Source organism: uncultured Kordia sp. (assembly GCF_947496985.1).
In the GTDB taxonomy this organism is placed as follows: Bacteria; Bacteroidota; Bacteroidia; order Flavobacteriales; family Flavobacteriaceae; genus Kordia.
Genome location: NZ_CANMEZ010000001.1, coordinates 377,428 through 390,797 on the forward strand (window position 1 = coordinate 377,428; position 13,370 = coordinate 390,797).

10 protein-coding genes are annotated in these 13,370 nt (G+C 31.6%); 7 read left to right on the top strand and 3 right to left on the bottom strand.

All coding sequences use genetic code 11. The annotated features are described in order from the left end of the window. Positions 1-50: 50 nt before the first annotated feature. From fbp to Q0828_RS01905, 5 genes are read left to right on the top strand one after another with little or no spacing between them, the layout of a single operon-like run. The gene (gene fbp, locus Q0828_RS01885) at positions 51-1,064 is read left to right on the top strand and encodes a class 1 fructose-bisphosphatase (RefSeq protein WP_298417215.1); all 1,014 of its coding nucleotides are present in this window, start codon (positions 51-53) and stop codon (positions 1,062-1,064) included. A gap of 58 nt (positions 1,065-1,122) precedes the next feature. Next, positions 1,123-1,491, top strand: a complete 369-nt coding sequence (locus Q0828_RS01890; RefSeq protein WP_298417217.1) for a fructose 1,6-bisphosphatase — start codon at positions 1,123-1,125, stop codon at positions 1,489-1,491. Between the two features lie 28 nt (positions 1,492-1,519). Then, entirely contained in the window at positions 1,520-2,353 is an 834-nt protein-coding gene (locus Q0828_RS01895) for a cell envelope biogenesis protein OmpA (RefSeq protein WP_298417219.1), read from the top strand. Next, complete coding sequence (locus Q0828_RS01900) at positions 2,340-2,831, top strand: Rab family GTPase (RefSeq protein ID WP_298417221.1); 492 nt, start codon at positions 2,340-2,342, stop codon at positions 2,829-2,831. The genes Q0828_RS01895 and Q0828_RS01900 overlap by 14 nt, the downstream gene beginning before the upstream one ends. Before the next feature lie 5 nt (positions 2,832-2,836). Beyond that, entirely contained in the window at positions 2,837-4,369 is a 1,533-nt protein-coding gene (locus tag Q0828_RS01905; RefSeq protein ID WP_298417222.1) for an ATP-binding protein, read from the top strand. Between the two features lie 97 nt (positions 4,370-4,466). On the opposite strand, the gene Q0828_RS01910 is transcribed toward Q0828_RS01905, so the two are convergent. After that, complete coding sequence (locus Q0828_RS01910; RefSeq protein WP_298417223.1) at positions 4,467-4,898, bottom strand: TerB family tellurite resistance protein; 432 nt, start codon at positions 4,896-4,898, stop codon at positions 4,467-4,469. Positions 4,899-5,021: 123 nt separating this feature from the next. Then, positions 5,022-5,516, bottom strand: coding sequence for a hypothetical protein (locus Q0828_RS01915; protein ID WP_298417224.1), 495 nt, complete (start codon positions 5,514-5,516; stop codon positions 5,022-5,024). 370 nt (positions 5,517-5,886) lie between these two features. Between Q0828_RS01915 and mfd the strand changes: the two genes are divergently transcribed. Then, positions 5,887-9,228 carry a transcription-repair coupling factor gene (gene mfd / locus Q0828_RS01920; RefSeq protein WP_298417226.1) on the top strand — a complete coding sequence of 1,114 codons (3,342 nt, stop codon included), beginning with the start codon at positions 5,887-5,889 and terminating at the stop codon, positions 9,226-9,228. An 80-nt stretch (positions 9,229-9,308) separates the two neighbouring features. After that, positions 9,309-10,637, top strand: coding sequence for a TlpA family protein disulfide reductase (locus Q0828_RS01925; protein ID WP_298417227.1), 1,329 nt, complete (start codon positions 9,309-9,311; stop codon positions 10,635-10,637). Positions 10,638-10,703: 66 nt separating this feature from the next. Here the strand turns inward: Q0828_RS01925 and Q0828_RS01930 are convergent, their stop codons facing one another. Next, on the bottom strand, positions 10,704-13,190 hold the full coding sequence (locus Q0828_RS01930; RefSeq protein WP_298417228.1) for a T9SS type A sorting domain-containing protein: 2,487 nt from the start codon (positions 13,188-13,190) through the stop codon (positions 10,704-10,706). Between the last annotated feature and the right edge of the window lie 180 nt (positions 13,191-13,370).

The following is a 13,370-nucleotide window of genomic DNA, read 5'->3' on the forward strand; positions in this document are numbered from 1 at the left end:
AGTTTTACAAAATTATCGATATTTGTGATCTGAGAAACAAAGTAGACAAAATGGCTAAAAAAAATCAAACGTTAGGAGAATTTATTATTGAAAATCAAACGGAATTTAAATATTCTTCAGGAGAATTATCCCGATTGATCAATTCTATAAGACTTGCGGCAAAAGTTGTAAACCACGAAGTAAACAAAGCTGGCTTGGTAGACATTATTGGAGCAGCTGGTGAAACGAATATTCAAGGAGAAGATCAGCAAAAACTTGATGTATATGCAAATGACAAATTTATTCAAACCTTAACGAATAGAAATATTGTTTGTGGAATTGGTTCCGAAGAAAACGATGATTTTATTGCTATTAATAGTTCGGACGATAAAAACCAGAATAAATATGTGGTTTTAATTGATCCGTTAGATGGTTCTTCTAATATTGATGTGAATGTTTCTGTAGGAACTATTTTTTCTATTTACCGAAGAGTTACACCAGTTGGAACTCCAGTAACTATCGATGATTTTCTACAAAAAGGAGATCAACAAGTTGCTGCAGGTTATGTAATTTATGGAACGTCTACGATGTTAGTTTACACTACAGGACATGGTGTAAATGGTTTTACATTAAACCCTGCAATTGGAACTTTCTATTTATCGCATCCAAATATGCAATTTCCAGAAGTTGGACGAATTTATTCTATTAACGAAGGAAATTACGCGCATTTCCCACAAGGTGTAAAAGATTACATTAAGTATTGCCAAGAAGAGAAAGAAGACAGACCCTATACGTCTCGTTATATAGGTTCATTGGTTTCTGATTTCCATAGAAATTTGATTAAAGGTGGAATTTACATTTATCCACAAACTTCCAAAGCTCCTAATGGAAAACTGCGTCTATTGTATGAATGCAATCCTATGGCGTACTTAGCCGAGCAAGCAAACGGACTAGCTACAGATGGATTTCAACGTATTATGGATATAAAGCCAACAGAGCTCCATCAACGTGTTCCTATCTTTTGTGGAAGTCGTAAAATGGTAGAAAAAGCCAAGGAGTTTATGAAGAACTCGCAAGAAAAGTAATAACTTTCCTAAAAATTACTATTTTTGTGTAAACCCTAGTACAATAAAATACTTCTAAATGGCAACAAAAGGTGAAAATACCAACGATGCTGATCAAAAAAATCCAAGCATTTCTGATCCATCAACTAAGATTGAAGCAATAAAGAATTTAATTTTTGGAGAAAATATTCAAGAGTATAATTCTGAGTTTGATAATATCAAAAATGACATTCTTGCCAAAAAGAAAGCATTGGAAAATCTTATTGAAGAAGTTCGTTCAGAATTGATTCAAAATATTGATAATCTTAGTACTGACTTAAATATTCGCATTACAGAATTGGAAGCTAATATGGAAAATAAGTTAGACGATTTAGACGAGAAAAAAGTAGATCGAAGACAATTAGGACAATTACTTGTAAGCCTTGGAGAAAAGATAGGAAAAGAATAAAATCCAACATAAATCTTACTGTGTATTTATGACGGAAGCTGATAAATTAGCGTTATTGAAAGATTTATTACTCACGGATGATCGTGCGTATGCTGAATCTATACACAATAAAATCAAGCAACTTGAAGATTTAATTCACAAGCAACAAAAGCTTTCAAGCAAGGTAAATCCTATTATTGACGAAAAGTTAGAAGAATTTACAGAGCAAATTCCTGAAACACTTGGACCTACAATTACAGAAGCACTTGCTGAACAAATTAAAAATTCAAAAGACCAAGTTGTAGAAGCATTGTACCCAATTATGGGTAAGATGATAAAGAAGTATATTTCACAAGAAATTAGTCTACTTACGGAGCGCATCAATAAACAATTGGAAGACAGTTTCTCTGCAAATAGCTGGAAACGAAAATTTAAATCGTGGTTTGGTGGTGTAAAGGAAGAAGAATTATTATTAAGCCAATTATCTGCCATTTCGCAAGTTGAACAAGTATTAGTTATTGAAAAAAACTCTGGTCTATTAATTGGTCAATATGCTAAGACAGAGACAATTGACAAAGATATGATTTCTGGAATGTTAACCGCAATTAAAAGCTTTGTGGAAGATGCATTTAATGAAAAAAGTCAAAATTTAGAGCTTATTGAGTATGAATTATATCACATTCATATTCAGAGCTTTGTATCTTTTTACGTTGCAGTTGCAATTTCTGGAGAATATAATCTTATCTTTAAAAATAAAATACAAGATATAATCTTTAATTTTACCGATAATTTCCTGAACTTATTCAATGATTTAAGCGAAATTAAAGAACAAGATATTACTAACGAATTAGAATTCTACTTTAGTACGAATGAAAGCCTCTAAAAAAATAATCTTACTCGGGCACTTTGGTGTAGGAAAGTCTTCGTTGATTCGACAATTTGTTGAAAACACGTTTACTTCTGATTACAAAGTGACTATTGGAGTTCACATCCTAAAAAAAGAAGTCGAAATTGCTCCTGACGAAACAGTTTCTCTAATTATCTGGGATTTGGAAGGATATGATGATATTAAAAAAACACGCGCATCCTATTTACTTGGTACGCACGGTTTTATTTATGTATTTGATATCACTCGACCTGCAACCTTTGAAAATTTAGAAAACGATATTGAATATTTAACAAATCAATATACCAATACGCCTTTAAAGGTTGTCGGTAACAAAGCAGATTTAGTAACTAAAACGTACTTGAAAGAAAACAAAGATACATTTGGTATAAAACCTGACTATTTTACTAGTGCAAAAACAGGCGATAAAGTAGATGACTTATTTACAACATTGGCAAAAGAACTTGTGAAATAATTACTATGTTAGAAACGTATAGAGGAACCTATTTTCATCCTAGAACGCAGTTTATAACTATTGATGCAGAAGGAAACGTATTAGAAAGTGATAATGTTTTATTTTCATTAAAAAAAGGAGATGCCATTGGCACATTAAGTGCTTTTTTCGAAGGACTTGCAGCCTATTTTGATGTTGCCGAGGACAATGATATTAAATTCACTTGTATTCATTTAGAAAATAGAGACAAGCAAGAGTTTACCTGTGACATTGAATTTAAAACGTTTGCTAATGAACAACCAACGTTGATTATTATACATGACTTTTCTGATCATTATAAATACTATCAAGAAGTTGCGCAAAGCAGAAACGAATCTGTAATCAATTCGCAAGTATTAGAACTTCAAAACAAATATCTCAAAGAAAAAGAAGACTTTAAAAATACATTCATCGCTAACTTCAGTCATGAATTACGCAATCCATTAACAGGAGTTACAGCGTTTTGTTCTGTATTACAAAAAACAAACATGTCTACAGAACAACAAGATTATGTAGAAGTGATTAAATCTTCTGCAGATCATTTAAAAAATATGATTGGAGACATTTTACAAATGTCTAAAATTGAAGTTGGAAAACTAACTATTGAAGAAGAATTATTCAGTTTTCATGAGCTCATTGAAATGTTAGAGTTTACGTATAGCGTAAAAGCAAAACAAAAAAACATTGAGTTTGAGTTAGATTTTGATGAAAATATTCCACGCTTTTTTGAAGGAGATAAAACGCGCATTAAGCAAGTTTTTGAAAACTTATTAGAAAACGCATTTAAATTTACATCCACAGGAAAAGTTACATTATCTATTCAGCAAAATCAGCGAAGAGCTCGAAAAGTAAACTTAAACATTAGTGTACAAGATACAGGGATTGGAATTCCTACTGAAAAATTAGAGTTAATTTTTAATAGCTTTACTCAACTTAATAATTCTCAAAAATATTCAGGTACAGGACTCGGATTATCAATTGTAAAAGGGTTAGTTGATTTGATGGACGGAAAAATCACTGTAGAAAGTGAAGAAGGTGTTGGTTCTACTTTTAAAATGAATATTAATTTTAAATATCCAATCAATCAAGAAAGTACATCGCTAGAAAACAAGTCCGATATTGAAAGTAAAAACTTCTTATCAAAACAAAAATACAATATATTGTTGGCTGAAGATTCAGAATTAGCACAAATGGCTGTTTTGAAAATTTTAGCACAAGAAGGACATTTCTTTTTAGATATTATTAGTAATGGTGAAGATGTGATTGAAAGTGTTATTCACAATGAATACGATTTAATTTTGATGGACATTCGTATGCCAGGAACTAATGGTGACGAACTTACAAAAATGATTCGTTCACTTCCAGTTCAAAACTGTAAAACCATTCCAATCTTAGCAATAACTGCTAATTTATTTGATGACGACAAAAAACGTTATAAGAAAATGGGGATGAATGATATCATTGAAAAACCATTTGATGAAACTACTTTATTGAAGAAAATATACAAGTATTTAAAATAGTAGATTCCTGCTTATGCAGGAATTATAAATAGCATAGAAACAAAAAACCGAACTCATTCAAGTTCGGTTTTTTTGTTTTTATGTAGGTCGTTATAGATTAACGATTCATGTTCTTGATTTCGTCTTTAAAATCTTCTGAATCAACTCCTTTACCTACTAACATTAATGCCTTGTGCACAACATATGAAACATTTTCAGGAGAAAATCCTAATCCAATTCCTAAACGTTCTAAAATAACAGTTTGTTTTGGACCTAATTCATGATCAGCATATACCATACGCGTTAAATCATATAAACGATCCAAACGCTCGTTGTACATTGTTGGCGGATTGATTGGATGTGATCTGTAATCTTTTAAAATTTCTTTGTAATTACTTTCAGAGATATCTAAATTTCTCGCCATTCTATCTAAAAACGCTTTCTCCTCATCTGTAATAACATCATCACTCATAGCAACACGTACAATTGCTGCAAAATGATCTTGATTTCTTTCACGAAATCCACTTGAATATAAATCTGATATAGACATTTCTTAATTTTTAGTCTTGCAAATATAAATAATCTATCGTCTTTTATAGTCTGTTGCTTTATAATTTTTATTGTGAAATTAGATTCTTAAATTATTGAAAAAATGTAGTATTAGTATCATTGATTAGCAATTAGTATCAACTCCTTTATTCTTCAACACAATTTCTGCTGCTTTTACAGCATTTTCTTGATATTTACTTTTATTATTTAAAATTACACAAAGCTCTTTTTCACTTTTAGAGGCAAACTTTTTTATAATTCTATCAATATCATTTTTTTCTATTTGTCTTTTTAATTTAATAGCTTTCTTTGAATTAGACGTTTTTATATACGGAAAGGCCCTAAACTGATACGTTGTATTTTTTACAAAAGCATGCTCATGCAAAAAGTCAACAATCAAATTTGAAATATAATATCTATCACCATTCTTAAATTTCAAGTCCCAATATCCAAAATCAGAATGAAACATTAGTTCTTTTCCAAAATTGTCAAGTAAATTTTCGTAATAATTGCCTAAATGATATGTTGATGTTTCTATTTCTGAAAATTTATATGTCTTAGAACATTTTTTTTCCTTGATTTTTATAAAATTAGATGAAGAATCTATTTCTACAGTCATTTTTTTGTTGTGATAATAATAATCTGTCCAAAGAAAAATAACTGGAAAGTTTAAAAAAAGTATGATTCCTGGAAGAATCATAAGTAAAAAAAAGTAATATTCAACTTCTTCAAGACCATTAATAGTCCAAAGAATAAAGAAAAAAATAATTAAAACAATACTATAAAATAAGTTGTTCTTTAAAACAGTTTTTAGAAGTGTATTATTTAATCTATATGTTTTTCTCAAGTTTTAAAAGACTTTATTTTAATCACTTCTAAGGTGAAAAATTAAACCCATTTTAAATAAAACTTAAGCAAGTAAATTTGCACAACATTTTTTATAATTTATGATATCAGCATAGTATATTTGTATCTAAATTTTTTCAACCGTGAGTATAGCTAAAATCTCGCAACATTTTTTACAATCTCCTGAACTTAGGAAATTGGGGCAAGCTATTGCCAAAAATCAAGAAAAAGTACATGTAAAAGACCTTACAGGATCAAGTTTGTCGTTTGCTGTTGCCGAAGTTTTTAAGCAAAGTGAAATGCCATTTTTGTTTATTTTGAATGATAAAGAAGAAGCTGCGTATTACCTGAATGACTTGGAACATTTGTTAAATGATAAAGATGTTCTTTTTTATCCTGGAAGCTATCGCAGACCGTATCAAATTGAAGAAACAGATAACGCCAATGTATTACTACGTGCAGAAGTTTTGAACAGAATCAATTCACGTAAAAAACCTTCATTAATTGTTACGTATCCAGATGCGTTGTTTGAAAAGGTAGTCACACGAAAAGAGTTAGAAAAAAATACCCTTAAGATTTCGTTGAATGATAAGTTATCAATTGATTTTGTTAATGAAACCTTGTTTGAATACAATTTCAACAGAGTAGATTTTGTCACGGAACCTGGCGAATTTTCGGTTCGTGGTGGAATTGTAGATGTATATTCGTTTTCAAATGATGAACCGTACCGAATTGAGTTTTTTGGCGATGAAGTGGATAGCATGCGAACGTTTGATGTAGAAACACAATTGTCTACAGAAAAGGTAAAGAAGATCAGCATTATTCCTAATGTTGAAAATAAAGCTTTGCAAGAATCTCGCGAAAGCTTTTTAAAATATATTCCTGGAAAAACAATCGTTTTTGCAAAAAATACAGAATTACTTTTAGGTCGAATTGATAAATTATTTGGAAAAGCCACTACCGCTTTCACTGAATTATCGGAAGATATCAAACACAATACTCCTGAAGAATTATTCTGTACAAAAACATTATTGCAACGTCAGTTTTTAGAGTACACTATTGTAGAATTAACAGCAAATCCATTGTTAAAAGCAGATACTTTTATTGCTTTTAATACAACGCCACAACCTTCATTCAATCGTCAATTTGATTTATTAATTGAAAATTTAGACGAAAATCACGAAAAAGGATATACCAATTATATTACGTGTGTAAGTGAGCAACAAGCCAAGCGTTTTCATGATATTTTTGATGATGTTGAACAAAAAGTACATTATGAAACCATTGTACTTCCGTTGTATCAAGGATTCATCGATCACAATCAAAAAGTAGTTTGCTACACAGATCATCAAGTTTTTGAACGTTACCATAAGTTTCACTTAAAAAATGGGTATGCTAAAAAACAAGCCATTACGCTGAAAGAATTGACCAATTTAGAAATTGGCGATTATGTAACACATATTGATCATGGAATTGGGAAATTTGGTGGTTTAAAAAAGATTGATGTCGAAGGAAAGAAACAAGAAGCCATCAAATTGATTTATGGTGAACGCGATATTTTATACCTCAGCATTCATTCATTACACAAGATTACAAAGTTTAACGGGAAAGACGGAAAAGCTCCAAAAATATATAAATTAGGTTCAGGTGCTTGGAAAAAACTCAAGCAAAAAACCAAAGCGCGCGTAAAACACATTGCATATAACTTAATTGAATTATATGCAAAACGACGCATGAAAAAGGGAATCCAATACGGCCCTGATACACATTTACAACACGAATTAGAAGCTTCTTTTATTTATGAAGATACACCCGATCAATCTAAAGCTACAGAAGATGTAAAAGCAGACATGGAAAGCGAACGTCCGATGGACAGATTGGTTTGTGGAGATGTTGGTTTTGGAAAAACGGAAGTAGCTATCAGAGCTGCATTTAAAGCTGTTGACAATGGAAAGCAAGTTGCTATTTTGGTTCCGACAACTATTTTAGCGTTTCAACATTTTAAAACATTTAGCGAACGTTTAGTTGATATGCCAATTACAGTAGATTATTTAAACCGTTTCAGAAGCACAAAACAACGCAATGAAGTAATTTCTGGGCTTGAAAAAGGAAATGTTGATATTGTTATTGGAACACATCAATTGGTGAACAAGGCTGTAAAATTTAAAGACCTTGGTTTATTAATTATTGATGAAGAACAAAAGTTTGGTGTTGCCGTAAAAGATAAACTCAAAACTATTAAGGAAAATGTAGACACACTTACCTTAACTGCAACACCGATACCGAGAACGCTACAATTTAGCTTGATGGCTGCGCGTGATTTATCAGTTATTAATACACCGCCACCAAATCGTTATCCAATTGAAACCAACGTAATTCGTTTTCAAGAGGAAACCATTCGTGATGCCGTGAGTTATGAAATTCAGCGTGGTGGACAAGTATTTTTTATTCATAACAGAATTGAAAATATTAAAGAAGTTGCTGGTATGATTCAGCGTTTGGTTCCAGATGCTAAAATTGGAATCGGACACGGACAAATGGACGGAAAAAAGCTTGAAAAACTCATGCTTGCTTTTATGAATGGTGAATTTGATGTATTGGTTTCTACTACTATTATTGAAAGTGGTTTGGATGTTCCGAATGCAAATACAATTTTTATTAATAATGCTAATAATTTTGGCTTAAGTGATTTACATCAGATGCGTGGACGTGTTGGGCGAAGCAATAAAAAAGCATTTTGTTATTTTATTACGCCTCCAGATTCTGTAATGACACAAGATGCCCGAAAACGAATTAATGCATTGGTACAGTTTTCAACTTTAGGAAGTGGTTTCAATATTGCCATGAAAGATTTAGAAATTCGTGGTGCAGGAGATTTATTAGGTGGTGAACAAAGTGGATTTATTAATGAAATCGGATTCGAAACCTATCAAAAAATATTAAACGAAACTATTGAAGAACTCAAAGAAAACGAGTTTAAAGATTTGTATGAAGATCAAGAAAGCAAAAAAGAAAAAGTATTTTTAAAAGAAACGCAAATTGACACCGATTTTGAATTGTTGTTTCCTGACGCATACATAAATACGGTAACAGAACGTTTGGTTTTATATAATAAATTAAGTGTTTTAAAAACCGAAGAAGAATTGCAAGTTTATGAAAATGAACTTATTGACAGATTTGGCCCATTACCAAAACCTGCTATCGCTTTGTTAGATTCGGTTCGTATGAAATGGATTGCCTCAAAACTAGGTTTGGAAAAAATTATTATGAAAAAAGGAAAGATGGTTGGTTATTTTATTTCCGATCAACAATCTGATTTCTACCAAAGTCCTATTTTCACACAAATATTACAGTTTGTACAGCAAAATCCATCGATTTGCACAATGAAAGAAAAACAAACCCGAAACGGCTTGCGTTTATTGCTTACTTTTGATCGTATTACGTCTGTAAAAAAAGCATTGCAAGTATTACAGAAAGCAATTTAATTGTTTTGGCTTAATTATTGAATTCATTTAATTTTAATAATTAAAATGAGTTCTTCAATAGATTCTAAAAAAAGAATATTATGATTAGAAAATTACTTTTTATTCTCTGTATGATTCCGTTATGCTTACAAGCACAGAAAAGCATTTCGGGTACATTTTCACCTGCTGAAGATTATAAATGGTTTATTGTGTATAAGTTAAAAACCACACATCAAGAATATATTGACAATGGGAAGATTGTAGATGGAAAACTACAGTACACCTTTAAAGAAGATGCACCAACAGGTATGTATCGTTTAGTGTATGGAATGCCACAAGAGTCTGAAAATTTCGATTTTATTTATAGCGGAACGGAAGATATAATCTTCGTTTTTGATGAAAAAGGTTCAGAGTTTACTACTTCGAAAGAAAATAAACTAAACACTTCTTATTTTTCAAGTGTGAATTTGGTTAAAAGAGAAATTAACGAGTTCTACCAAAGTGGCCAAACCAACAAAGAAGCGTTTTTAGCAATTTTTAAAACACTACAGGACACACAAGATATTTTTGAAAAAGAAGCTGCAGGAACTATCGCGTACGAGTTTATAAAAGCAAGTAGAGCATATATTCCAATGAAATATGAAGAACCTGCAGAAATGGTTGAAAATATTAGAAAGCATTATTTCGACCATGTTGATTTTTCAAATCTACAATTGCAAAACTCAGATTTTATTGCTGATAAGATTTCGAATTATGTTTTTACCGCATTGCCATTGAAAGAATATACTGGAGAGGAATTAATTGAAGCCTATAAAACAAATATTGATGTTGTTTCAAAAAAGATAGCAACTGTTCCTGTTGCTTATCAGAAAACATTGTTTACTGTATTGTGGGAACAAATGGTTGTATTGGAAAATGATGCTATTGCTATTTATGTAGCTGACAAATATTTGATTTCATTAGCAAAACAGCTAAACGATGCTGAGTTAGTTAAAAAGTTAGAAACACATAAGCGTTTGGCTTTTGGTGAAGTGGCTCCAGAAATTACATGGAAAAAAGATACTAAAACACATAAATTAAGCGAACAAGAAGGTGCCGAAAACTATATCATCGTTTTTTGGAGTAGTACTTGTTCACACTGTTTGAAAGAGTTTCCAAAATTAAAAGCTTTTGTAGAAGGTCAGGAAAAAGGCAAGTTTCAAGTTATTGCTGTTGGTTTGGAAGACGAACGTGCAAGTTGGGCAAATGAAACGTCTTTTTATCCAGGTTTTACACATATATTAGGTTTAGGAAAGTGGGACAATGAAATTGGAAATATGTATGACGTAACTTCTACGCCAACATTTTTTGTGTTAGATAAAGACAAACGTATTATAGGAAAACCGTATGGTGTAAAAGAGTTGGAAGAGTTTTTTACAACAGAAGAATAGTTTTCACAATAAAATTAAAAAAGAAGGTCGTTTAAAAATTAATTTTTAAACGACCTTCTTTTTTAATTACAGTTTAATCACTTTCTGTGTTTGCGTTCCATTTGCCGTTTGAATTTTCACAAAGTAGAGTCCTTTAGACAACCCTTTCATTTGTATTTTATCTAACGATTGAGATTCTGCTGTAAATTGCTTTACCATTTTTCCTGATAGATTGTATACCGTAATTTTTTCTATGTTTTTATTAGTTTCAAAAAACAATTCATTTACTACGGGGTTTGGAAATACTTTAATTGCATTCGTACTATTATTGAATTCATCTATACTTAATGGATTTATCAAATCATTTCTATGCCATGTTATTTTTCCACTTTCCGCCGAAGTAGAAAGTATATCCATATCACCATCACTATCAAAATCAACCACACACATACTATTCACATTCAGCACATTTTGTGAAATTATTTGTTGTGGCCCAAAATCCCCTAATCCATCTAAGTTTTCATACCAAGCTATCTTACTATCTAAAAAAGAAGAAGATATAATATCCATATCACCATCATTGTCTACATCTGCCGTGTGTACTTGCCCAGGTTGGTTGGTACTCGTAGTAACTATTTGTCGTTCTGAAAATGTTCCTTGTCCGTCTATATTTTTGTAACTGACAATTCTATTGGCTGATGACACAGAAACGACTAAATCTTTATCTCCATCTCCATCAATATCTCCCATGTGTGTATTATTTGGTCTGAGTTCAGTAGTATGCGTAGCCACTTCTGAAGATGCAAATGTTCCTAGACCATCTGTGTTTTTAAACAAAAAAACACGATTAGCTTGCGACATAGAAGCCATTAAATCGATATCACCATCATTATCAACATCATTAAGACCTACATGCAGTATATAGCTAGTTGAATTTGTAGGTATTATTTGTTCTGAACTAAAGTTTCCTTGTCCGTCTAAGTTTTTAAACCACATTAATGTGCCTGTTCCCATACTATTTGAAACCGTAACAATGTCTATATCGCCATCGCCGTCAATATCTCCTACATCTAAAAAGAATACTTGATTAACGGTTGTTGAAATTACTTGTTCTGGCCCAAAATTTCCTTGTCCATCCAAGTTTTCGTACCAGGCAATTTTGTTATCAAATCTTGAAGCAGATATCGCATCCATATCACCATCACCATCTATATCTGCAATTTTAAGAGCTTCCGCATTGTCGGCATAGGTTGTTATAATTTTTTGATTTGCAAAACCTCCTTGATTGTCTAAATTTTCATACCAAGCAACTTTATCTGACCAAGAAGACACAAATAGGATTTCCAAATCATTGTCATTGTCTAAATCTGCTACTTGAATTGCTCCTATAGATCGAGTTCCTGCTATTAATATGTTTTGTGATCCAAAACCTCCTTGTCCATCGGTATTTTCATACCAAGCAACACTATCATCTGTAGAGGAAGCTGCCAAAATATCTAAATCATTATCGTTATCAAAGTCTACTGCTGCTATTGCCATTCCACTGGTATTATCTGTATTTACAAATTGTGCAAGACTAAAATCCCCTTGTCCATCTGTATTTTCATACCAAGTTATTCTATTCTGAATCCATTCTACAGATAAAATATCTAAATCGCCATCACCATCCATATCAGCTATTGACAAATCAGCATTGATTTCTTCTGTAATTGCAATTGTTTGTTGTGCCCCAAAGTTTCCCTGTCCGTCAAGGTGTTCAAACAAGCCTATTTTTTTATCGTCTTTGGAAGAAGAAATGATATCTAAATCGCCGTCATTATCTAGATCAGCAGTTTTTACAAAGCTTCCATCTTCTATTTCATTAGAAATTATTTCATAGTTGCTAAAGGATCCTTGTCCGTCTAAGTTTTCATATAATAAAAGAAAACTGTTTGTTATTGACAAAACATCTAAGTCTCCGTCATTATCAATATCTACTGGATGTATTGTAGAGTCATATGTATTCGTTGTGATGATTTGCCGTGCTCCAAAGTTAGCTTGTCCATCAATATTTTCAAGCCAATAAATACTATTATCATACTGCCTGGAGTTTGAAATAATGTCTAAATCGCCATCATTATCTACATCACCAATATAAAACTGAAATAAACCATTAATCCCTGTCAGAATTGTTTGTGGCGCATTAAAGCTTTCATTATCTCCTAAGTTTTCAAACCATACTATTTTGCTATTTCCTCCAAGGACTCTACAGATAATGTCATTATCTCCATCATTATCTATATCTGCAATACGAAGTACTAGTGGTGTATTTGAAGTTGTTACTAAAACTTTTTGTTCACTGTGATTAATATTTCCATCAATGTTTTCAAACCAAACAATGTTCGAATTATCTTCTGACGCAAATAGTAAATCAACGTCTCCATCATTATCAAAATCCATTGGCAAAAAAGAGGTCATTCTTGCGGGTCTCATTGTATTATCCATAACCACTTCATCTTCAAAAGTGACTTGTGCTGAGGAAAATTGCACACTAAATATTGCAAATACAATTGTGAGGAAGTAACTATTTTTCATGAGCTTTGTTTTAAATTGAGTTTCAAAACTAGCTATTCATTTGCAACAAAAAGCTTCAAAACCCCTTGTATAATCTATGATTCCGTGAATTGTCAGTTGTTTTTAGGTCGGTTTCTGTTTTTTTTAATTCTTGATGGATTGGGAAGATGTTTGTTTTTATAGTATTGATCTTAATAATTT

Bases quoted from the DNA above. Each gene is read 5' to 3' on its own strand.
- Q0828_RS01905 (WP_298417222.1), top strand. From the start codon at position 2,837: ATGTTAGAAACGTATAGAGGAACCTATTTTCATCCTAGAACGCAGTTT.
- Q0828_RS01900 (WP_298417221.1), top strand. From the start codon at position 2,340: ATGAAAGCCTCTAAAAAAATAATCTTACTCGGGCACTTTGGTGTAGGA.
- Q0828_RS01925 (WP_298417227.1), top strand. From the start codon at position 9,309: ATGATTAGAAAATTACTTTTTATTCTCTGTATGATTCCGTTATGCTTA.
- Q0828_RS01930 (WP_298417228.1), bottom strand. From the start codon at position 13,190: ATGAAAAATAGTTACTTCCTCACAATTGTATTTGCAATATTTAGTGTG.
- Q0828_RS01890 (WP_298417217.1), top strand. From the start codon at position 1,123: ATGGCAACAAAAGGTGAAAATACCAACGATGCTGATCAAAAAAATCCA.
- Q0828_RS01910 (WP_298417223.1), bottom strand. From the start codon at position 4,898: ATGTCTATATCAGATTTATATTCAAGTGGATTTCGTGAAAGAAATCAA.
- Q0828_RS01895 (WP_298417219.1), top strand. From the start codon at position 1,520: ATGACGGAAGCTGATAAATTAGCGTTATTGAAAGATTTATTACTCACG.
- Q0828_RS01915 (WP_298417224.1), bottom strand. From the start codon at position 5,516: ATGACTGTAGAAATAGATTCTTCATCTAATTTTATAAAAATCAAGGAA.
- fbp (WP_298417215.1), top strand. From the start codon at position 51: ATGGCTAAAAAAAATCAAACGTTAGGAGAATTTATTATTGAAAATCAA.